Annotated in this window: 18 protein-coding genes and 1 pseudogene; 12 read left to right on the forward strand and 7 right to left on the reverse strand. The window is 52.8% G+C overall.

The window, feature by feature from the left end; genetic code table 11:
* The first annotated feature begins 115 nt into the window (after positions 1-115).
* The 4 genes from ACR0ER_RS24565 to ACR0ER_RS24580 all read left to right on the forward strand — a co-directional run bounded on the left by ACR0ER_RS24565 (position 116) and on the right by ACR0ER_RS24580 (position 3,409).
* A complete protein-coding gene (locus tag ACR0ER_RS24565) occupies positions 116-535 on the forward strand; it encodes a ribbon-helix-helix protein, CopG family (RefSeq protein ID WP_480771117.1) in 420 nt (139 codons plus the stop codon).
* A complete protein-coding gene (locus ACR0ER_RS24570; protein ID WP_480771118.1) occupies positions 532-2,346 on the forward strand; it encodes a relaxase/mobilization nuclease domain-containing protein in 1,815 nt (604 codons plus the stop codon). The genes ACR0ER_RS24565 and ACR0ER_RS24570 overlap by 4 nt, the downstream gene beginning before the upstream one ends.
* A 204-nt stretch (positions 2,347-2,550) precedes the next feature.
* Positions 2,551-2,856: an ArsR/SmtB family transcription factor gene (locus ACR0ER_RS24575; protein ID WP_480771119.1), complete on the forward strand. Its 306-nt coding sequence runs from the start codon at positions 2,551-2,553 to the stop codon at positions 2,854-2,856.
* A gap of 220 nt (positions 2,857-3,076) precedes the next feature.
* The gene (locus tag ACR0ER_RS24580) at positions 3,077-3,409 is read left to right on the forward strand and encodes a YegP family protein (RefSeq protein WP_170694237.1); all 333 of its coding nucleotides are present in this window, start codon (positions 3,077-3,079) and stop codon (positions 3,407-3,409) included.
* 470 nt (positions 3,410-3,879) lie between these two features.
* Here ACR0ER_RS24580 and ACR0ER_RS24585 read toward each other — a convergent pair whose 3' ends face one another.
* Positions 3,880-4,746: an NAD(P)-binding domain-containing protein gene (locus ACR0ER_RS24585; RefSeq protein WP_170694238.1), complete on the reverse strand. Its 867-nt coding sequence runs from the start codon at positions 4,744-4,746 to the stop codon at positions 3,880-3,882.
* A 101-nt stretch (positions 4,747-4,847) separates the two neighbouring features.
* Here ACR0ER_RS24585 and ACR0ER_RS24590 point away from each other — a divergent pair, with 101 nt between their 5' ends.
* From ACR0ER_RS24590 to ACR0ER_RS24605, 4 genes are all read left to right on the forward strand, one after another.
* The gene (locus ACR0ER_RS24590; protein WP_480771120.1) at positions 4,848-5,765 is read left to right on the forward strand and encodes a LysR family transcriptional regulator; all 918 of its coding nucleotides are present in this window, start codon (positions 4,848-4,850) and stop codon (positions 5,763-5,765) included.
* Between the two features lie 228 nt (positions 5,766-5,993).
* Complete coding sequence (locus ACR0ER_RS24595) at positions 5,994-7,748, forward strand: adenylate/guanylate cyclase domain-containing protein (RefSeq protein WP_480771121.1); 1,755 nt, start codon at positions 5,994-5,996, stop codon at positions 7,746-7,748.
* A 92-nt stretch (positions 7,749-7,840) separates the two neighbouring features.
* A complete protein-coding gene (locus ACR0ER_RS24600; RefSeq protein WP_480771122.1) occupies positions 7,841-9,580 on the forward strand; it encodes an adenylate/guanylate cyclase domain-containing protein in 1,740 nt (579 codons plus the stop codon).
* 181 nt (positions 9,581-9,761) lie between these two features.
* Positions 9,762-10,466, forward strand: coding sequence for an SDR family NAD(P)-dependent oxidoreductase (locus ACR0ER_RS24605; protein ID WP_171239060.1), 705 nt, complete (start codon positions 9,762-9,764; stop codon positions 10,464-10,466).
* 474 nt (positions 10,467-10,940) lie between these two features.
* On the opposite strand, the gene ACR0ER_RS24610 is transcribed toward ACR0ER_RS24605, so the two are convergent.
* From ACR0ER_RS24610 to ACR0ER_RS24620, 3 genes and pseudogenes are all read right to left on the reverse strand, one after another.
* A complete protein-coding gene (locus tag ACR0ER_RS24610) occupies positions 10,941-11,753 on the reverse strand; it encodes a DEAD/DEAH box helicase family protein (RefSeq protein ID WP_480771123.1) in 813 nt (270 codons plus the stop codon).
* A gap of 164 nt (positions 11,754-11,917) precedes the next feature.
* Entirely contained in the window at positions 11,918-13,216 is a 1,299-nt protein-coding gene (locus ACR0ER_RS24615; protein ID WP_480771124.1) for a tetratricopeptide repeat protein, read from the reverse strand.
* Positions 13,217-13,287: 71 nt separating this feature from the next.
* Positions 13,288-13,761: pseudogene (locus ACR0ER_RS24620) on the reverse strand (adenylate/guanylate cyclase domain-containing protein); the annotation flags it as partial.
* A 211-nt stretch (positions 13,762-13,972) separates the two neighbouring features.
* Here ACR0ER_RS24620 and ACR0ER_RS24625 point away from each other — a divergent pair.
* Together ACR0ER_RS24625 and ACR0ER_RS24630 are read left to right on the forward strand one after the other, a co-directional pair.
* A complete protein-coding gene (locus tag ACR0ER_RS24625) occupies positions 13,973-14,827 on the forward strand; it encodes a CE1 family esterase (protein WP_480771125.1) in 855 nt (284 codons plus the stop codon).
* Positions 14,828-14,913: 86 nt separating this feature from the next.
* Positions 14,914-15,735, forward strand: coding sequence for a class I SAM-dependent methyltransferase (locus ACR0ER_RS24630; RefSeq protein ID WP_170486095.1), 822 nt, complete (start codon positions 14,914-14,916; stop codon positions 15,733-15,735).
* Positions 15,736-16,086: 351 nt separating this feature from the next.
* On the opposite strand, the gene ACR0ER_RS24635 is transcribed toward ACR0ER_RS24630, so the two are convergent.
* Complete coding sequence (locus tag ACR0ER_RS24635) at positions 16,087-16,941, reverse strand: LysR family transcriptional regulator (RefSeq protein WP_480771126.1); 855 nt, start codon at positions 16,939-16,941, stop codon at positions 16,087-16,089.
* Positions 16,942-19,227: 2,286 nt separating this feature from the next.
* On the opposite strand from ACR0ER_RS24635, the gene ACR0ER_RS24640 reads away from it, so the two are divergent.
* Positions 19,228-19,917 (forward strand): hypothetical protein, encoded by a 690-nt coding sequence (locus tag ACR0ER_RS24640; protein ID WP_480771127.1) that lies wholly within the window; start codon positions 19,228-19,230, stop codon positions 19,915-19,917.
* Between the two features lie 74 nt (positions 19,918-19,991).
* A complete protein-coding gene (locus ACR0ER_RS24645; protein ID WP_039524390.1) occupies positions 19,992-20,240 on the forward strand; it encodes a ParB N-terminal domain-containing protein in 249 nt (82 codons plus the stop codon).
* Here the strand turns inward: ACR0ER_RS24645 and ACR0ER_RS24650 are convergent.
* Complete coding sequence (locus tag ACR0ER_RS24650) at positions 20,232-21,245, reverse strand: fatty acid desaturase (protein WP_480771128.1); 1,014 nt, start codon at positions 21,243-21,245, stop codon at positions 20,232-20,234. The genes ACR0ER_RS24645 and ACR0ER_RS24650 overlap by 9 nt on opposite strands.
* 72 nt (positions 21,246-21,317) lie before the next feature.
* Positions 21,318-21,524 (reverse strand): cold-shock protein, encoded by a 207-nt coding sequence (locus tag ACR0ER_RS24655; protein ID WP_170328727.1) that lies wholly within the window; start codon positions 21,522-21,524, stop codon positions 21,318-21,320.
* Positions 21,525-22,115 lie beyond the last annotated feature (591 nt).

Here is a 22,115-nt window from a genome sequence, read left to right on the forward strand (position 1 = left end):
CCGGGAGCAATTTTAGAAAATACAGATTTCTAAAATCACTCCCGGCTTCCTCTTGGAGAATATGATAGGATAAGGTAGTTGTGTTACAAATCTAAAATACAACCCTAGGTATGCATTGAATAGGCCCAACGATACCACTGTCTTTTCCGTACGCTTGCCAGTGGATGCGCTGGAACGTCTTGAGGCGGCTGTGGCCGCGCTCGGGGCCAAGAGCCGCAACCAGATCATCCAGCGTCTGATCTATCGGCTGATCGGTTATCTCGATCCTGACCCCGCTGTTGTGGATCTCTGGCAGAAGCATCTGCGGCAAGTTCAGGGTGGATACACGAACCTGAATCAGCTTGCGAAATCGGCCAAGCGCGGCACGGTGATCTGGACGGACGACGACCGCCGCGACGTCGAAAACCTCCATCGTGCCATCATTCAGCATCGCCAAGATCTGAAGGCACTGATCACTGCGGCCCGCCGGAACCGGGAACCGGAGGCCGCCATTCGGCGGCTCCTGCGAGAGGAAGGGGAGGGTGTCGGAACATGACCACGGCAGCCCTTGATCTCACTGCAGCGGATCTGTTCGAACTTGCCTTCCGAGAAGCGCAGAAAGGGGTCGATCAATCCAAGCGGATCGATGTTCAGCTCCAAACTGCTAGGCGCATGAAGTTCCTGATCTCGCGCGCATCGTCGATCAAAGCCCGGCTGGGGGCCGTGTTTGGCAAGCCGGAAGCGGTTGTCAAAATCGTGCGCAAGGGTGGGGTGAAAAACGCACAGGAACTACGTCGTCAGATCAACTACCTGACCGTTCGGGCTGAAGGTGTTCTGGACATCCAGGACAATGGGGTGACGCCGCTTGATAACGATCAGGTGGGGGATCTCATCGAAAGCTGGGCGGATGGGTTCTCGGGTAAAACCAACTACGGATATACCCGTCATATGATCGTGTCTTTCCCGGAAGGCACCTATGCGGATGCGGCCCATGAGGCGGGTCTTGAGTTTGCAGAACGTGTCTTTGGCAGCGGCGAATTTGGCGATACCTGGGATTACCTGACGGTGTTCCACAACGACACAGAGAACCCTCATGTCCATCTGGTGGTGAACTGCCGCGGAGTGGATCATGGACACTGGCTTAAGACCGGCATGACCAGCGAAATGAATATCGATCGGTTGAGGGCGATCCAGGTAGAAGTGGCGGAACAGCTCGGGATTGAACTGGCCGCTACCACGCGTTTGGAACGTGGTTTGCGTCACGAAGTGGAGACCGACACCTGGAAAGTTCAGGCCGGGATGTCAGTGGTCGAGACCACGCCGGAGGTCGAAGCAAAAGCCCGCGATGCAGCAGGTGATGTGATGGCCCTGTCCATCGCCCGTATGTCTGATCTCTTTGATGCGCGCGCCAACGCCGTCAAAGAGAAGATCGAAGAGTTTGCCATCCAACTCATAGAAGGAGACGCCCCTGTGGTCTCAAGACTGGAATATCTATTGAACCAGGCCAATCATTTTGACGACTTTGGTGAGCCGGGTAGCCCATCCTACGTTTCTCAGCCAATCATGGATGCCTTGCAGGAACACCATCATTCGGGGGCTGACATAGAGACGCTCGGCCCCGACCTTAAGGCTCATGTCATCACCCATATCAACGAAGTTAGGAATGATGAGCAAAGCCATCCGCATTTGTCTGCGCTTGCGGATATCGTGGGAGACGGCGATTTCCAGACATCCGATGACTATGTCACCGCGTCCAGTCGCTATGTCCGCTACATGCAGGACCATCTGGGCGAAGATGCCTTTGTCACATTGCAGGAGCAGACGACAGAAATCCTCAAGTCCATCGACAACATGGAAAACCTTGCGCGGGAGGTAGAAGACCCCAGGCTACGCGCTGCGATGGATGTTCAGATCGGCGAGCTGAAAGGGGAGGTTGCTGATCTACGCCCCTACGATCCGGATCTGCAGGTGTTCACCATTCAGGATGGCAGATATACCACTTCGCTGAGCGCGGCCCAACTGGACGCACTGGATCCAACAGAGGCCGAAAAATGGCTGGCTGTGAGGGAAGAGATCGTCGGCTCCGCTAACGGCTTTGGGCTTGACGGCAATGCGTTCCTAGCGCGCTACAACGATCATGAGACCGTGACGCTGGGCACGACGATGGTATGGCGGCTCGCGGATATCTCAACCGCGGCGGCTCATCTCCGCGATCGGGGCTTACCAGATAGCTATCAACGGGCCGAGTCTGTTGTTGGTGAGCTACATCAGGTTGCGTCGCGCAGGATCGCTGAGGTCGTGCAGGAGATTGTTCAGGTGCGCGAGCAGGTGGCGCATAGCCGGGAGGATGACGGACATAGCCTATAGACACATCCAGATGCGCGGCCAGTCGCTTATCAGTTTGTTTTGAAACCCAACGGTCAGCGTACTGCGCTCATTGAAATAGTTTGAATGCATAGGTTCATCGCAGTCCATTCGCTGGTTGGGCCGTGTTCGGCGCATTCTTCGCCGTGTCGAGACAGCGCTCAGAGATCGTGATATCAAGATTTATCGTTCTTTTGGGAGCGCCACTTGAAACCCGATCTCAGCCAAAGCGCTCTTGAAGCGACCGACTTTTTAAAGGCCATGGCGCATGACGGCCGTCTGAAGATTTTGTGCCTGCTTCTTGGGGGTGAGAAATCTGTTGGCGAAATCGAAACCACCCTCTCCATGCGGCAGGCAGCAGCGTCTCAGCAGCTCTCACGTTTGCGCCTCTCCGGCTTGGTTGAGTCAAGACGAGACGGGAAAAGCATCTATTACAGGATTGCGGATGACCGAGTGTTGGCGATTGTGGAGGTGCTGTACGATCTTTTTTGCAGCGAAGATGCGGAAAAGTGACTTGCATTCGATGAGTTAATAACGGGGCTGGATCAAATCAGACTAGCGAAACCGCAGAGCCCTTTGCGCGACGCCCTCAAGCAACTAGAATGAGACAATGGAGTCCGTATCCTAACTCTCCAGCTGGATGACATGATTTTTGTATTTTTGCCTTGTGGCTAACCGGTGAACATAGCAACGTCGTGTTGAATTTTGGTTCAACTATAAAGAGGTAGGTCACATGGCTGGAAAGTTTGAAATATTTGAAGACAAGGCGGGAGAGTTCCGGTTTCGGCTCAAAGCCGGAAATGGCGAGATTATTCTGGCCAGCGAAGGTTATGTACAAAAAGCAAGTGCCGAGAACGGCATTGAGTCCGTGAAGACAAATGCGCCAAATGACGACCGGTACGAGCGTAAGGAGACGAAGTCAGGCGGGCATATGTTTAACCTCAAAGCCAGCAACGGTCAGGTGATCGGCACCAGCGAGAGCTATACCAGTGCATCCGCTCGGGATAATGGCATTGAGTCCGTAAAACGAAATGCGCCAGACGGGCGTGTAGAAGACCTGACCTGATCGGACACAGACTAAGCTTCGGCTGGGCAACGTGCTCGCCGAAGCACTGCACTGGTGGTGAAGAATTGCACTATCATATGCACCGCGTTGGCTTCAAAAAGTAGAAACAGAGCCCAAGCTCCAGAGAGCAGTTTTGCGTAACACACCGGATTTTTTATCCACCTGGACGAGGACTGCAGTCGAACTGTGGCGGGCATTCAAATCCAAGTTTTGCAAATTTCGAGACGCGCACCAAACGCGCTGTTCAATTTCGTGCAGCAATGGCTGCTTCCCAGCCCACCCCGAGCATTCAAAACACGACTCTGCAGATGCCGCTTCGCGGACTTTGCAGACATCCGCATTTTTGCGCCAGAGGACCGGAGACAACCCAAACCAGACATTGGCGACGAAACTTCGCAATCCCGTGTATGCAGCTTTGCAGCCGTTTTTTGTCCAAGTCGAACGACCATTCTGACAGAAATCGCCCGACGTTATCCGGCGTCCGCCATGTGCTCGACCAACGAGGTCAATTGTTTGTCTCCATATCCATCCGCCCACGCCGCTTTTGTGCGGTCATGCATCATTCGGATGAAGTCAGCCGGAGCATTCAGAGATTTGCAGGTCTTTAGAGCGTCCTCCTGGGCCAATGCGTAGACTTTTAACGAGGCTTCAGCGTCGTCATAGTCCTCGGTTGGAACGGTACGGACAAAGAGATCTTGGTAGTCATTTACCAGCTTGATCGTGGCAGGAAGTTGATCGACATAGACCTGCATAGGAACACCAGCTTTCTGGCAAACCAGTGCACCGTATATCATCCCGAACATGAAACCTTGCCGGACAGTGAAGAGACCAGCAAAAAGTGCTGCAAGAGCTGCGGGTTTCTCACCGACTTGCTCCGACTTTCCCCCCAGAGATCTTATTACTTCGCCGTAGCGATCCCAGGTTCCGTCACTGCCTACGGTGAGGATGGTGGTGTCGCTGCCACCGATGCCCGAAGGGTAGGCATTGATCATGCCCAACATGTAGTCTGCGTTTTTTTCGCTGAGAAATGAGACCAGTGAATCAGCATCGGACGTGTCGCCGGTGCTCATGTCGCAGATTGTTTTCCCCTTCAAAGATACACTTAGACCGCTGATCAAATCGACAGTTTCCTTGTGACTTTTGATACAGACGATGACGAAATCCGACGCTGCAACAGCATCTTCCGGCGATGCGCAAATAACTGCACCTGCATTTGCAAACGATTTTGTCTTTTTAGGCGTCCGATTCCAGACGCAGACGCTGTAACCTGCATTGAGCAGGCAATGCGCCAACGCCGAACCCATGCTGCCCAATCCGAGTACCGCAAGCGTTGCCATGGTTTCCTCCTGTTCTGGTTATTGGTGTTTCAGTCAACATGCGTAAGAACCGAGAAATCGCGTAGTTGTAAATTTTTCTGTATTGTTAGATTTTCTGACTCATGGATTGGCACACGTTTCCCTCGCTGACTTCTCTCCGAGCCTTTGCTGCTGCCGCAGAGTTTAAAAACTTGACCCGCGCAGCAGCGGCGCTGAACGTGACCCATTCCGCGGTCAGCCAACAAATCCGAGGACTGGAGCAGCATCTAGGAATCCAGCTTGTTACTCGGACGCGACACGGTATCGCTCTGACCGCGCAGGGAGAATTCTTAGCGGCGGGCCTACTTGAAGCATTCGCCTCAATAGCGTCCCTGACTGAGAGCATATCAAGTGCAGAGGCGGTTCGCCCGCTGGTGGTCAGTGCGACACCGATGTTTTCAAGCGCATTCCTCATGCCGCGTCTATCGGCGTTTGTTCAGGAGTTCCCGGATATTGAGCTTCGGATCGACTCAACAATCCTGGCTGTCGACCTCAAACCAGGGGGCATTGACATAGCCATTCGATACGGCACCGGGCGCTGGTCGGGACTGGTCTCGCAAATGTTGCTACCTGGCTGTCTGACAGTGGTTGCTGCAAAAGAATTGATTGGAGAACGGGTGCTCAAAGGCCCAATTGAATTGCTCGACTTTACTCTTCTTCAGGAACAGGCTTCGGTCGAATTTGACCTGTGGTTGGAAAAGGTTGGAGTACCACCTGGTGCCGATAGGAGAGTTGTTCGCATGCCGGGCAACATGCTGCTTGATGGAATCCGCCGTGGTGATGGTATCGGGGCAACGGTTCCGGCATTCATCTCTGACGAATTGAAGTCTGGAGATCTCGTGGCGCTTTTCGATGATCCAATCCCGCAGATCGGATATCACCTCGTCACGCTGCCTGGAGCAGTTCGTCCAGCGGCAAAGGTGTTTCAGAAGTGGCTTTCCAGTTCAATTACCGAATATGAAAAAAGCCTTTTCAGATGGACGCCTGCTCACTTGATATAACTGTTATTGGCGTTCGACTCGAACGGATAGCAAAAACCCAGAGCGGCGATGATTTTTCGCAAGATGAGGACAAAAAAGGCCGTTTGCCCACTGAGCTGTTAAAGCAGACGTATCGCAGCGCTTCCCAACGCTGAAGCCGACTTCAATCAAAGTCAGAAGTCAGTCCTGTGCACTTTCGCATGGTCTAAACACGTAGCGACCAGTATGAAACAGAAAGGAGGACAATACATGGAGCGAAAGCTGGCGGCCATCCTGATTGCTGACCTTGTCGGCTTTACCGCCCGAATGGAGCGGGACGAGAAAGGCACGCTCGAAGTCCTCTCAGCGCACATTGACGAAACCTTTGTTCCGCTTGTTGGTCGGCATCACGGTCGCATTGTCAAACAGATGGGTGACGGTCTGCTCGCCAAGTTCGACAGCGCTGTCGATGCCGTTTCATGCGCGGTTGAATGGCAAAATTCGCCAGTGGTGGGCTCCGACCCACTTCGCTTTCGCATCGGTGTCACTCTTGGCGACATTTTCATGCGCGACGGAGATGTTTTTGGTTCCGGTGTGAACCTTGCGTCTAGGTTGGAGCAGCTTGCCCCACCCGGCGGTGTGTTGGTGTCTGACGCTGTATATCGTGTGGTCGGGAACCGTATACCGGTCGCCTGGGAGGATGCTGGTCAGCACACGGTAAAGAACGTTGCCGAACCGGTACATGCTTGGCGCATTGGCGGGTTAAGCGCAGTATGTGCTGAACCGCCTCGGCCTGAATCATCGGGAAAAGCCACTATTGCGGTCCTGCCTCTACACAACATGAGCGATGACCCCGAGCAGGCCTTTTTTAGCGACGGGATTGCGGAAGACATTATTGTGGGCTTATCGCGTTTTCGAACGCTCAAGGTTGTTTCCAGAAATGCGTCTTTCAGGTTCCGGACACAGGACACAGACCCAGCCAAAATCGCGGAGGCTCTCGGCGCAGATTACCTGGTTGAAGGCAGCGTGCGGAGGGCTGGCAGCCGCGTGAGGATCTCGGTACAGCTCGCTGACGCCCGTACAGGTACTCAACTTTGGTCGGATCGATACGACCACGAACTGGAGGACGTTCTGGCGGTACAAGACGAGGTGGCCCGAAGTATCGTCGCAGTGTTGCCAGGCAGGGTCCAGCACGATGTTGTCGACCGTTCGACACAGAAACCAACGGATCAGATGAAGGCCTATGAGCTGATGCTAAAGGGCAAGGCACTACGCGACGGCTTGAACGCACGAGATACGGCCAAGGCGAGAGCATTATTGGAACGAGCGGTCGCGCTCGATCCGACCATCGCGCGATCTTACATGTATCTTTCGGACACATATGTCATAGACTTGTGGCTTGGTCTGGCAGACGCTGACGCACCGGCCCACACGTTGAAGATCGCCCGAAAGGGCGTGGCACTGGATAACCGGGACGTCTACATTCAGGACCAGCTTGGCTTTGCTTATCTCTGTGCCGGATTGTGGGATGAGGCCGAAGCGCAATTCAACAAGACACTTTCCATGATAGAAAGCGAGGCGGAGTCGATGGCTTGGTGTGGCTATGCTTTCCTACTGCTCGGCCAGCACGAAAAGGCGCGCGACGTAGTTTCGGAAGCTATGGCGCTGGACCCGCTACATCCGCCTGCCATCGACTGGATTATGGGGCAGGTCGAATTTTTCAACGGTAACTATGAAGCAGTGCTTGGTTTTCTGATGGGAGCAGCGCGGCTTAACTCGCTGGCCACTGCCTTTGTCGCCGCGTCTTACGCGCAGCTCGGACGACAACGAGACGCCTCCGACGCGTTGCGAGAGTTCGTCACCGAACGTCACGATGAGTTCACAAGTCGAGGTATTGTGGTTGAGGATGACACGGTCAATAGCCTTGCCCGCGGGTTTCGGTCTATGTGGCGGCGACCGGATGATTTTGAACGTCTTGCCGATGGGTTAGCGGCGGCAGCCCGAATTCGCCAAGCATTGCCATAGTTTTTTGCCAAACGCGGTCGTTCTATCCTCAACTTTACTGCATGGATTTTGCGCACCATCGGGTCTAACGTTGCCCTGTGGAGGAACGGAAATTGGACCGCAAGCTGACCGCCATACTTTCCGCCGATGTTGTTGGCTTTTCCAAACTTATGGAAGACGACGAGGAAGGCACGCTGGGACGCTTGAAGTCACATCGACTGGAAACATTCGATCCGACGGTCAGCGAACATAACGGCCGTATTATCAAGCTGATGGGTGATGGTGCGCTGGTAGAGTTTGCCAGTGTTGTGGATGCTGTGAATTGTGCAATGGCCGTCCAGTCAGCGCTGGTGCAGTGCGGTGGCCCAATCCGCCTACGCATCGGGATCAATCTCGGTGATGTTATCATTGATGGGGACGACATCTATGGCGACGGTGTCAATATCGCTTCGCGGCTGGAGGCGTTGGCAGAACCCGGCGGCGTTTGTGTGTCCGATATTGTCCAACAAGCCGTGCGCATTAAAACCGGGCCGATCTTCAGAGATCTTGGTGAGCAAAATCTGAAGAACATTGCCCAATCAGTGAGAGCTTGGCATTGGTCCGCTCCAAATGAGCAAGACGCCATCGAACCCATCGCCGACGGCAGTACACAATCGGCATCCGAAAAACCATCGATTGCTGTTTTGCCTTTTGACAATATGAGCGGCGATCCCGAGCAAGAGTATTTTGCAGACGGGGTAAGCGAGGACATAATCACCGCGCTATCACGCATTCGATGGTTGTTTGTAATTGCCCGCAATTCAACGTTTGTTCACAAGGGCAAGGCGGTGGATGTGCGTCGGTTGGCACAAGAGCTTGGCGTTCGTTACGTGCTTGAAGGCAGCGTCCGAAAAGCCGGAAACCGGGTTCGCATCACCACACAGCTGATTGATGCCGAAAGTTCCAATCACCTTTGGGCCAACCGTTACGACCGGGAGCTCGATGACATTTTCGCACTGCAAGACGAGATTACTGAGACAATCGTTGGCAGTATCGATTCAGAACTGCGCGGCGCTGAGCAAGACCGGGCGAAGCATAAACCAACTTCAGATCTCAACGCTTGGGACCTGTATCAACGGGGAAATTGGCATCTAAATCGCTTTACCAAGCAAGACAATGAAAAGGCTCGTCAGTTGTTTGAGACGGCCACGCGGACTGATCCGAATTTTGCCTTGGCCTACGCCGGCTGCGCTCTTGTAGGCGTCTCAGACGTCATAATGCGAATTGCCGACCAGTCTTCCGAGACTGTGAAGAATGCCATAAGGTTTGCGGAAAAAGCGAAGGCTTTGGACGACCGTGAAGCTTTGACCCATTACGCACTCGGCCGGGCGTTCTGTCTTGCTGGGGACACGGATTCCGGGATCGCCAGCCTGGAAAAGGCCATCGCGCTCAATCCAAACTTTGCCCTAGCACATCACGGCATGGCCTTCGCGCTGAAAGCCGGAGGGCGTGCGGAGGGCTCGCTGGCTCATGTGGCCATGGCCATTAAGCTAAGTCCCGACGATCCCTTGTTATGGACGTTTTATGTCAACAACGCATCGGCATACTATCAATTGAGGGACTACAAGCTTGCAGAACACTGGGCGGGCAAGGCCGTTAGAGAAAACGAGCGTGAGTATTGGCCAAACTTGTTCCGAGCAGCAGCACTGGCGCAACAAGACAAGTTAGATGAAGCCCGCGCAGCCGTTACCAAAGCTCTTGCTCTCAACCCCGAATTCTCGCTGTCATTCGTCGCCCAAAGTTTGCCCGGCTACAATCAAGACTACTTTGAACATTTGGTAGAGGGGCTGCGAAAAGCCGGAGTGCCGCAGTGACCGGTTTGGAGTAGTCGACATTTTCTGCAACGAGCATGACTGACCGGTCGCAGCCCAAACCCGACATTAAAAACAAGACTTTGCAATTCCAGCTTTGCGAACTTTGCCGCCCCTCACCGAACGAAACAAGAGGTTTCGTGCTACGATTGCAAAGAGACTAAAGCTGTAAGGAGAAGAAGTCATGGATGGCAAGGTATGTCTCATCATCGGTTTTGGCCCGGGCTTGGGTGCCGCATATGCTGAGGTTTTCAAGCAGGCCGGTTACTCTCTCGCACTGCTGAGTCGTTCGGGCGCCACACTCGGTGACGACGGTTCAACTGATACGTCAGTTCGATCCTACAGATGCGACGCCGGAGACCCTGAAAACTTGAAGAAAGCGCTTGCCACAGTCCAGAGCGAACTAGGCGAAATTGATGTCGTTATCTACAACGCAGACCTCGCACAGTTTGGAACGCTTGAAGACGTTTCGGAGCTCCAGTTCGAGCAGAGTTGGCGCGTCGGGGCTCTTGGTCTTTTTACTACCGCAAAGCTTCTAGGGCCTCAGATGGTCGAACGTGGTTCCGGAGTGATCATTGTGTCGGGCGCGACCGCTGCGCTTCGTGGGAACGTTTGGACTACTGTTTTTGCGCCTTCAAAGTCTGCCCAACGTACGCTGGCAAATGCACTGGCAAAGCAACTCGGTCCTAGGGGTGTACATGTGGCGTATCTCGTTATCGACGGTGTGATCGACACCGAGGACACTCGAACGAACTTTGCACCAGATGAACCCGATGACTTCTTTATCAAGCCAGAGCGGATTGCGGAGACAGCTCTGATGTTGGTGCGACAAGACAAGTCGGCCTGGACATTCGAACTCGACATTCGCCCCTTCGGAGAAAAGTGGTAGCTCTCTGACAGCCCGAAGCAGCCATTCACAAGAGGACTTTGAATATCCTGAAAAGCAGACAAAGCTGTCGTTTTCTTTTAGCGCCCTATGGTTGTCTTTTTGACCTTTTAGGCACGCCGAGAACTTGAGCACTTCTCTATAAGTTGGGGGATGGCCCACTCACTAACCATCCCCCAGCCGAACTGGACTACAAAGGTCCAGGACGGTTGACTAAAACCCTTCAATTGCGGTTTCGACCTGGCCACAAAACTTATCAATATCGCGCTCAAGCATATCGCTTTCTCGGGTCTCATCTCTGACCGCAGATAGTTCATCTACAACAGCCCGCAAATCTTCTTATGGAGCTGCCTCCGCGATGCGCCCCAAAGCTCGAATAACCTGCTGGGTGAAGCAGCCGGTACATCCCATTCGCGGACCTTCGCAACCAAGCTTTGCAAATTCCGAAATGCCAACCGAACAGACCTTTGTCCGAGACTACACCCGATACCAGTTTTCAACTTCTCGGGCGGCTGCTTCGGCTGAAAAAGTAGTCTCTACCTCTGCGATTTCGTACTTTACTTCGTCTGAGCTAGCACTGAGTTCTAAGACGTTCGCATCCAGATCATGGGCTGACCCGGCATTTGAATAAATCGTATCGACCCCAATTCTGATGGCGTTTCGGTGTTGCAGCAGGTGCTCAAAAAACCGCACATAGATCATCTCCTCGTACGGAGAATTGATGTCCACCTCAGAGACTAAACCCAACTCCGCAGCCTTGGCGCATGTCTGGCGCCAAGCCAGTTCCATTGTGGATGGTGGCGCGTCCCTAGCCTCATCAGGATGTCTGGGGTTCGCAAACGTAGATCTTCGAATAGCTTCGAGATTGGCACGCAAGCCCTTTGTGGGAACCGGATAAATGAATTTGGTTTCCTCTGAAGCTAAGGCAGGCTCAAGCTGATCCGGCTGCGCCTGGATGAACTCTGAAAACCTGTTTCCAATGATAGGGACTTCACCGACAATCATGTCTGTGGGATCGGATTTCTCCGCCAGCCATCGCGCTAGTGCTCTCCGGCCCCACAATCCGGCAGCCCTTCGGATCAACGGGTGAGTTCCATCCGAAACATCTGGGTACTTTGCTAGTATGTCTTCGGTCTGAAACGCCGCGAGCCCCGTATCCCAACGCATGATATGCACGCGACGTCCCAAGGAGATCGCAATGGATATTTGCTGGCGCAATAGGAATGACTTTCCAGATGCCGGTAATCCAGTGAAGAAAACCATGCGGCAACGACGTGCAGCGTTCGCCAAGTGTCTTCCAATCTCTGTGTCCGCAAAACTGTCCTTAGAAATAACGAATCTCCTAATTCGGTGTCGGCAACAGCGTTAGGTAGCAAGCGCAACTTGGTTCCAGAACCGCTACAAACATTCTATGCCCGCCATTCTGAAGGCGATGTTTGCAAGCAATCTCGGCGTTAGTTCTCTGAAACTTCAATACCGGCAATGCGAAGCCCATCCATAATCTTTTCGATCAGCTCCGTTGGCATTCCACGTGCTCGATACGGTGCGCGTGGATCGTCAAGAAACTCCGGGTGTTCGTTTTGCAAGCGTCGCGCCATCTCTTGCGCCTTTTGTTGCTCGCCGTCCAAAGCATAGCTTGCAGTCAGGCTTGCCATCGACATGGTGGATTTCGGCGTACCCCAGCTCAAGATGACTTTTTGTGCTTCATCATAATTGCCTTGCAAGATCGCGTGCAGCACCCAAGCGTTGTTGTAGCCAGGATGAAGTTTGGGGTTGAGGTCTTTTGCGCGGGAAATCCACTCTTTACCTTTTTCAAACTCGCCGGAGTAAGCAAGAAAGATACCCAGATCCGCGAGGATCCAGGAATCATTGGGACTAAGCTCCGTGGCGTTCTTTGCGTGTTCAAAAAAGACCGCCTTGTCTTCTCCCGTCATTCTGCTGAGGATTGCCAGGGCGTAGTGCGCATCCGCATTGTCCGGGTCTTCCTCAAGTGCACGTGTGGCGGCGTCTCGGGCCTTATTTGCCCAATCCGGATCGGTGTCGAATGATCGTTTCTTAGACTCGAGATAGTTAAAGGCCAACCGCGACCAAGCAAGAGAGTAACCAGGTTCTTCCTTCACGGTTCGCAGTAGACAGTCCCGAGCCTTGCGATGCGCTTCAATGCTGAAACTTTGATAAAACCAGAACCCCAACAGATGGCATTCATAGGCTTCCAGGTTTTCCGGTGCCTTGTCGCGGATAGCCTGCTGTACAGAAGCGTTGAACAAAGGGGCATCGCTTGAGCCGATTTGCGAGGCGACCTTTCTTGCAATCTCAACCTGGATATCCAGGACATTTGCGATGCTTAGGTCCATATCAAAGGGGCCCGGCGGCGTGAGTTGACGGCAAGTCCTTGCATTGATGAACGTAGTTGTCACCCGCAGTTTCGAGTCAGACCGTTGGGCCGTGCCGCCAAGTATGTAATCGGCCCCTAACGCATCCCTGATCGCTTCGCAATCTTTCTGACTGCTGAAGTCGGCGCCAGCTTCGGGAGCTATAACAAACAGGTTTGAGAACTTCGCCAACAAGGCGTTAAGATCACGCGTCAAACCTTCAGTGAAATACTCGTCTTCCTTGTTTTCCCCGATTGTTTCAAAAGGTGTAATGACAATCCGCGCACCTGACGGAAGGTCGCGCGGATCATCTCTTCCAAAGACAAAAAAAAAGCTGAAATCGCGGTAACTGTGGCGACAACAGCCGTCGCGGCAGTCCATCGGATCGCTGCGCTGCGCTTGGGTTTGACCGCAAGTTCCGGAGGCCAGGTCCAAACCTCGACCTTGTTGGCGATATTCTTCAATTCATGGGCGCCAGCATGCGCAAATTCCGCGTCCACCTTTCCCGAAAGTTGATCGGCAACTGCTTTGGAAACACAAATGCCTCCGGGCGGTGCGATTGCTTCCAACCGAGAGGCAATGTTGACGCCGTCTCCCAGCAGGTTATCACCATCTGCCACGACATCACCGAGATGTATTCCGATACGAAGGTTCATGCGCCCTTTTTCCGGCAGATCGAGGTTGCGAGCTTTCAGTTCTCTTTGAATTTCCAATGCACAACGGGACGCGTCCGTTGCACTTGTGAATTCAGCGATGACGCTGTCACCCGCGCTGCCGAACACGCGACCACAGTAGTTTGAAATGAGGCCATCAATGAGTTTTCGGTAGCTCTTTAGGGCGGTAATCGTGCCCTCTTCATCACGCCCGATCAGGCGTGAGAATCCCACAAAATCCGCAGCCAGAATGGCGGTTAGACGGCGTTCCATAAGTCCCCCGTACCACTTTAATGAAAGTTACCAGTGTTCTCGAACAAATTCTAAGTTCTTTCCCAAGCTCATAACCACTCATTTGGATAGAGATAGATCGGCCAACTTTGCCTAAAATTCATATGGTTCACAAACGCTTGGCCGCTGCCTTCGGAGATGCGAAAGGCTGTGCTATGATTTTCTGTGACCTAACCAAAGAGGTACACTTTTGATGCGACCCGAAACGCGCAATCGCATTTTGACGCTCACTATTGTCATTGCTGTTATTTCTGCAAGTCCGAAAGAGGCCTTTGCCTCGGACGGAGAGTGTGGCGCGCCAGATGCACCTTGCACACTGGAAGGCGGTGAGTACTACGTGGCCCTACCAGATGTTCCGGATGAACCGCCTGCCGTCATTTGGTTGCACGGTTATGGACGGTCTGGGAACGGGATGATCCAGAACTCCGCCTATGTCGATACTTTCATCCGGCGCGGCTACGCTGTGATTATGCCGAGCGGGCAGCCCAGTATTAATAGCAAAGACCTCGATTGGGGTGTGGCTGACGGGTATGATCTGGCGCGCGATGATGTCTCCTTTGTCGGCGCAGTTCGCGCCGACGCGGTGGAGCGCTTCGGTATAGACCCGTCGAGAATACTGATCGCAGGTTTCTCCCGCGGCGGTTCGATGGTCTGGGACATTGCGTGCCAAGCGCCAGAGATGGCAAGAGGCTTTGCCGCTGCGGCTGGAGCATTCTGGGAGCCCATGACCACTGAGTGCGATGCGCCAGTTCACCTATTTCACGTACATGGCTTCAAAGACCGAATGGTGCCGTTCGAAGGCCGACAGCTGACATGGGAGGGTGTTGATTTTCACCAGGGTAACGTCATGAAGGGCTTGGATGTCTGGCGCCGCGAGAACGCCTGCTTGGGTAGCGCGGAAAACAGCTTTGGCGATGACGACTCGATGCAGAAGGACTGGATGGATTGTGAGGCAGGCTCGATCCGGCTGAAAGTCACCAAAGGTGGACACGGCGTGCCGGAGGGATGGCGGGACGCGGTGCTCGATTGGTTCGAAGCTATACCTTGAACACTTGAGTGCCCTTATACCCTTCGGTTGCTTTGGTCGTAGATGAATTCAGTAGCACCCGACTTGTTTGATGAAAGGGTGGGAAAATGAAAGAACAGGTTTCCGATCACTATGGTCGCAGCCGTAGCCTGATCGACCAAATAGCTGATCGCCTGAAGGCCGCGGGCGTTGACCCGAAGAAACTGTGCGCCGCTGATTTTGAGCCTATCGATGAGTTCCATTTTCGAGGCAGACAGGCGACTTTACAGCTACTGGAGAAACTGGAGCTAGCGCCAGGTTCGAATGTGCTTGATATTGGTAGTGGCCTGGGTGGGGTCACCAGAACAATTGCTGAAGAAGTACAGGGCAAGGTTACTGGCATAGATCTGACGCAAGAGTTTTGCGACGCAGCCAAGACCATTTCAGATTGGGTCGCTCTCAATGAACAAACCACGTTTATTCAGGGAGATGCAACAAAGCTGCCATTTTCGGACAGCAGTTTTGATGGCGCGGTAACGGTTCATGTTGCAATGAACATCCCGGACAAGCTTTCGGTGTACAAAGAGGCCCGTCGTGTCCTGAAGCCGGGAGCACGATTTGGCATTTATGACATTCTACAGGGTGAAGGTGGTGACGTTGTATATCCGACACCATGGGCCATGGATGCCTTAATCAGCTATCTCGCGACCCCGAAAGAAATGGTCAGTTTGCTGCAAGATGCAGGTTTTGGGATTTTGGACGAAGAAGATTCAACGGCTGAAAGCTACGAATGGCTAAAGGCGAGAGTTTCGAAGCCCAAGTCTAAGAGCACCGTGCCGGTTACGACTCAGATACTATTTGGGGAAATCGCCAGCGATATGGTTCAGAACCAACTTCTGGCTTTGGACGAACGTCGTTTGTTAACGTACCGCTTCATTTGCGTGGCCTGACGATGGGGTTGCGCCGACGCTCGGCCCGGTTTTTGCTGGACCTTTAAGCTCGGGCATGACCGAGGCTAACTTGCTTGAATAGTGTCGGCAGGCATCGGGCCCACGAAACGAAATTGCCGCGTTTCCCTGTTGAACAACCACCTTTGTTCAATTCAGGGCGTTCATTTTCTCCGAGTTCTCAGCCACCTTGGCAAAACTCTTTTTGACGACGCGGCCAATTCTTCCTTCGCTGGCCGGTCGGAGTATATATCGAGTTCTTCCGCTACGTTGATGAAAAGCCTTCACTGCCGTTTTGTGCAAAAGAGTTTGCCCGCGTGTCAAAAAGCAGAGTCTCAGCCTATTTTCACTGGATCACGACTTGTAGATCGCAGCGTAACGAGGTGCGAAGAACTTAACGAAGGCTCTAACCTCTGGCCGACGATAGGCTTCAGGCGAAATGAGCATTATGTGCGGCACCGCAAGTTCGGGGATTTCGTCGAAGCATCGGATAAAGGACACGTCTGTTTCAACCAACTTCACATTGCTGATCCCAAGACCTTGTCCTGATCTAATCGCCGCGTGCATTAGCTCCAGTTCGGTAAAAGACATGACGATCTGTTCCGGTGCCACGTGATCGGTCAGCCATTCGTGGAATACATTCGGTACATCGTCCCGCTGAAAGGTAACAAACTGATGCCCGGTCAGATCATCGGGTGACCCCGGCAAGCCAAATTTGTCCGCGTAATTCCTGCTGCCGAACAAAGACCAGCGCGCCGTGCTGATCTTCCGGCAGATCAGGTCAGGATCAGGATCGGTTCTTGCGAGGCGCAAAGCAATGTCGGCCTCCCCAGCCATCAGGTCCAGTGCCCGAACGCTGGATAAAAACTCGAATGCGACATCCTGATTGTCGGCGGAAAACTCGTTTACGATTTCAATCATGCGTGCAGAGAAGTTTGCTGAATAAGCGGTGATACGGATGGGTTGTGTCGACGTCAATTCCTTCGCGCAATCGGCAAATTCGAGGACTGAAGCCTCGATTGCTTCGGCGAGGGGAATGAGGCGAAGGGCTTCTGGGGTCGGTTTGAACCCGTGCGTACCGCGCTCAAAAAGCGTCAAGCCTGTTTCTCTTTCGAGAACATCAATGCGTCGGGCAACCGTTGGTTGGGAGACCTTTAGCTTTCTGGAGGCCGCAAGCGTAGACCCTTCTCTGAAGACAGAGAGGAACACACGAATATCCGACCAATTTCGGAACCCGTTCTTCATTTTTGTAGAACAGCACAATTTTGTGCCGGATACTAGAAGAACGGGTGAACAGTTACCGTTGTTGCGACAGCACAAGTAACTCGGAAAGGACCATGAGATGGCTTCCCATACAATGTCACCCAGCATCTGGACCGTATTTGGTGGACTGTTCGGTCGGACCAAGAGAGGCTTTCCTGAAAACCAGAAATCGCGGCCTACGGACAATGATCTTCACTCGGAACGCGCCTATATTAACGAGGTGATATGGAGTAATCCCGATGCGTTTTCGAGTGAACTGGACGTGCAGAACATGATGAATTTGTATCCGGGAAGGTTCTGACGACATTTGGTGACAATCGGCCGAACGAACCGTTTAATGCGACCCACGCGGGCGACGGTTCTTTTAGAAGCTCACTGATTTCGAAGAAGAAAACTCTTGGGACAACTTCACAAGCTCTGTTTTCGGCACCACCAAGCGTTTGCCTGGCCATAACGCGACATGTTTGTCGATTGGTGAAAGCTATTTCTTTGGTGCCTTTCTTGAAAATTTGCAAAGTCAGCTTTCTGCGATTGCTGTAATTGGGGCATCGCGCAGCATCGGTTAAGGTGGGCTGAACTGTCGTTCTCTGCGGTTTACGCGATTGACTGGTCGCAGCCCAAAACGGACATTCACAATTAGACTTTGCAATTCCCGAGAAGCGTAACAGATCAACCATTTGCTCGCGCCGCGAGTGCTTGCGCAGCATCAGTTCACAGGAGCGGCACGAATGTCGCTGCGTTGCTGCTGATGACGTCAGGCCAGTCATTCATAGCCACGAGGAAACCTTGATCACGTACCGCTCTTTCGCCGCACTCAGGCTCGACAAGAGAGACGCGGACTTAAGCTGCCATTCGCTGCTGGTCCGACCCCAAAACCCTACAACAACCGATTAATGCCAAGTAACTTCTTTCGGCGGTTCACCAGGCTACTTGGTCACGTGCTTGTTTCAAAACCACCTGCCTTGGCAGAACTAGCGTTGCGACGAGGGAAACTTCCTTGACTCTATTCTGGCTAAGGACCACAAACGTGCATTGGTTAAAATTACTCGTCGCCGCGATGCTGCCGGCTTCGATGATCCAATGGCCTTCAGACTAACTGTAGCATGTGCCCCAGCGTAGGAACGGGTTTCGCTGGGGTCTTCGCTATGAGCTCGTTCCTCGCAAGCATTCGCAACGGTCACCTGACATGCTCCAGTCATCGCGTGACCCATCAAAGAAGGCGCCGTATGAACAGAACATGGCTCATAAATCGCGTGCACGATGCCGGATAGATCAGGTCTCAGGCTCCGTTTCAATCTGTCACTCATCGTGTTTACGCGCTGCATTCTTTGTTTGATCCCGACACTCTTAGTGTTGCTCTCAGGAACGCAGCTTCCTGCCCAAGTTGCAGGAAATGCCGAAGGATCGGTTTGTGACGAAGGTTTCGAAAACAAGAACGGATCCTGCCAAAGAACAGACGTACCAGAAAACGCATATTTGACGGGTAGCTCCTACGGCAGCGGCTGGGAATGCAATCACGGTTTTCAGAATGTCGGAGAACTTTGTGAGGAGATAAGTGTTCCTGAAAATGCCTATCTTGCATCAACCGGAGATCAGTGGGAGTGCAATCGGCTGTTCCAGCGTGTCGGCTCAGAATGTGAAGAAGTGATTGCACCTCAAAATGGATACGTCGAAACCCGGTTTGGCGCGCAGGAAATACACTGTGACTGGGGATTTCGTAAGGAGGGCCAGGATTGTGTTTCGATTAATGTCCCGAGCAATGGCCGCCTGACTGACAAAAACAGCGCGGATGGTTGGGTGTGCCTCAGAGGTTACAGAGCAACGGAGAGCGGTTGTGATCCTGTAGCTGTTCCACAGCATGCATATCTTGCACCTGAAACTTATTCCGGATGGAAATGCGAACGTGGTTTTCGCGCAAACCGGGACAGGTGCGTTGCGATCCTTGTCCCTTCAAATGCTCACTTAAATCGAAGAGGTGATGGTTGGGAATGCAATCGGCCGTTCACACGACAGAACGATACGTGCACCGAAAATGTGCCGCGACAATAGGTTGGTGGAAATCAATCTCGCCCGACATATCCGAAAGGACCAAGCCGTGAACCACAACTCGATAGACGAAAACTTGGGCAAAATGCTCAAAGCCGAAAAGACTCATCGCAGGTCCTACAGGGTTAAGATGTTTATCGCGTTAGCGGTTTTTGTTGCGGCGATAGTTGTAGTGGTGTTTTTCTGATGCGTAAAAATGCCCCTCAAGTGACCCTTCCGGACTCAAAGATGTCAGCTCGTGGTTTGGAACAAAGAGCATTTCAGGACCGCAGTGTTCGTAAGACGCGGAACGCTGACGTATCCGGGGTGATTGAAGAAGAGTTTGGAAAGTACTTGATCAAGGCTGGCATTCTGAGCGGTAACAGCGTTGCGCGCGCATTCCCCAAGCCACCAGCTAAAACGCAGGCAATGATTGCCGATGCAGTCGGCGAAACACCAGCATTGGCCATTGAAACCTTAAAAGAAATTCTCGAAGAACGAGACAGGAAACGTAGCGGTCAACGCTGTTTGGAGGGAAACTCTGGCACCTTCGTTCCCAGCGAAAGAGAATATGCCGAGGCATTGCGCCAGATCAGGCTCACCCCTGCGCAGGTCACAATGCTCAAAGCACTTACAATCGCAGGCAAGGAAGGTCTGACCATTGGTCACTTGTCTCAGGCGGCCGGTTACAAATCCCGCGAGGCCTCCATCAAGGTCTTCAAGAAAATCGGACTATTGATCGCAGAATATCTGGAACTCGCACTTCCCGAAGCCGGATCGGCACAGAATGACGGTGCTGCTCAGGTAATCGCATATTCTCACGTCGAAAGTGACGATGAACCAGCTACTTGGATCATGCATCAGGAACTGCGCGATGCTGTTCGCTCGGTTCTATGACGTGCGTTCCAGCCCCCGCTTTTGTAGCGAACTCTGAACCGGAACAAATGCACGAAAGGTTGCTGACGTAGCTTATGTTGGAGAAAAGACCATATCCGCTCGACCTGATCTATGTACCTGTGAAACGGGCGAAAACGCTTGATCAACAAAAAGTTCTGACACTGGCCGAAGATATTCTGAAGAACGGCCAGAAGACCCCGATCCAGATACGCTCGGACAACAAGAGGTTCGTGCTGATTGAAGGCCTTCACCGATTAGAGGCCATTCGCGCCTTGGGCGGTGATACGGTCGAAGCCTATCTGGTCCGTGCCAGACTACACTAAATGCCTATTGGAATTGGCGTTCGACAAAGCTTCGGAAAATGTCAGCAGACGTTGACTTTTTTCATCCCAAAGATGCAAGCGTGCACAATGAAAGCTCTCATTTAGAGTAATACGCTGGCAATTTTCCAACTCAGAATGGTCACGCAAAACCTCGTTTAGCCGATAAAACGGTATGCGGCTGGCCAGGTGGTGAACATGGTGTACGCCGATATTAGCAGAGAACCACCGCAGGATGCCTGGTAGGGCATAATGAGAACTTCCATAGAATGCGGCGCTCTGAAGATTCCACCCCTCTTCCCGTTCCCAGGTCGTGTGCTCAAACTGGTGTTGAATATAGAAAAGCCAAATACCAATCGATGATGCGACAATCATGGTTGGCAGGAAAACATATACCAACACCTCAAAGCCTCCGGCCCAAAAAACCAGAGCCAATATCCCTGCAATCGCGACGTTTGTTCCCATCGCACTTGCCCAATACAGCCAGCCCGACCGCATGAAACCAAGAGGTAAGCGGTTTTGAAGGAAGAACGTATAGACCGGCGCAACACCGAACAGGAAGATGGGATTCCGGGTCAGACGATAAGCGGCACGCCCGAACCACTTCCGCTTCAGGTATTCTTCAGTGGTCAATGTAGGGATGTCACCCATACCACGCCGATCAAGGTTACCGGTTGAGGCATGGTGAATCGCATGGCTTTGCCGCCAAACGTCATAGGGTGTCAGCGCAAGGACACCCAAAACCCGGCCTGTCCAATTGCAAACGGTACGGTTTCTAAAGAAGGATCCATGACCACAATCATGCATAATGATAAAGATACGGACCAGAAACGCGGAATTCAGGATGGCCAGTAGTATTGCGATCCAGACACTAAAAGATAACGCAAACCACGCTAGGGCCCATAGCGCGAATAAGGGAACAACAGTGATCGCAAGTTCAAAAACACTGCGCTTCGCATCGGCAACACGGTATTGCGCGAGCACCCGCGTCCAATCTTTAGGTTGCAAGTTACTTGTTCTCCAACGGCTTATAGTAGCCCATTGTTCAAAAGGGCACCCGAAAAGGGTGCCCTTAAAAGGTCAGGCGAGTGCCAGATTGGCGGCGCTTTCGCGTCCGTCGCGGCCAGCTTCGACGTCAAAAGTAACCTTCTGACCGTCTTTCAATTCGCTAAGGCCGGAACGTTCGACTGCTGAGATATGTACGAACACGTCGCGCTTGCCATCTTCAGGCTCGATAAAGCCAAAACCTTTGGTCGAGTTGAACCATTTTACTGTGCCATTTGCCATGGTGGAAGTCTCCTAATACTTGCCGCCCGCATCATTGCGGCGACTCGGCGTGGTCGGTCTGAATCGAAAGACTGAACGCCGAATTGGGGAGACAGCAGGTCGAAAAAGAAAAACGTAAGCCGTGTGTATATGGACTTCGAGTACGCACGATACAAGCCTTGATGCAGGGGAGGGTAACAGAGAAATCGAGCCTGTCTGGCTTGGAACCTAGCAAGTTGAGATGACGCCGTATCTCTGCGATCCAAATTCGAAGGCGTCTTGGGTAGGCGGCACAGAAGATCAATGACCGCTTTTGAGAATCTATCCTACTACATCCGAGACAGCGATAAGCGTCAGTTTTGATGCCGTAGCGAGACTTTGCAAAGTCTGCTTTCTGCGCATCGCCGACGTTGATGGCGACCGCAGCATCTGCCGCAATGGGCTCAATCTGCTCGTTCGCCACATCGCGAACGAGTGGCTGGACAAGCCTTGAAACCTGACACTGTTCGTGTTCTGGGTTTTGGTGTTGTCACGTTAACCGTCGTTCGGTTGCTCATGCTTGGATTTGGACATAGGTGACATCGATGAATTCATCGTCGATCAGCTACAAGC

It is taken from the genome of Ruegeria sp. CH8 (assembly GCF_056536985.1).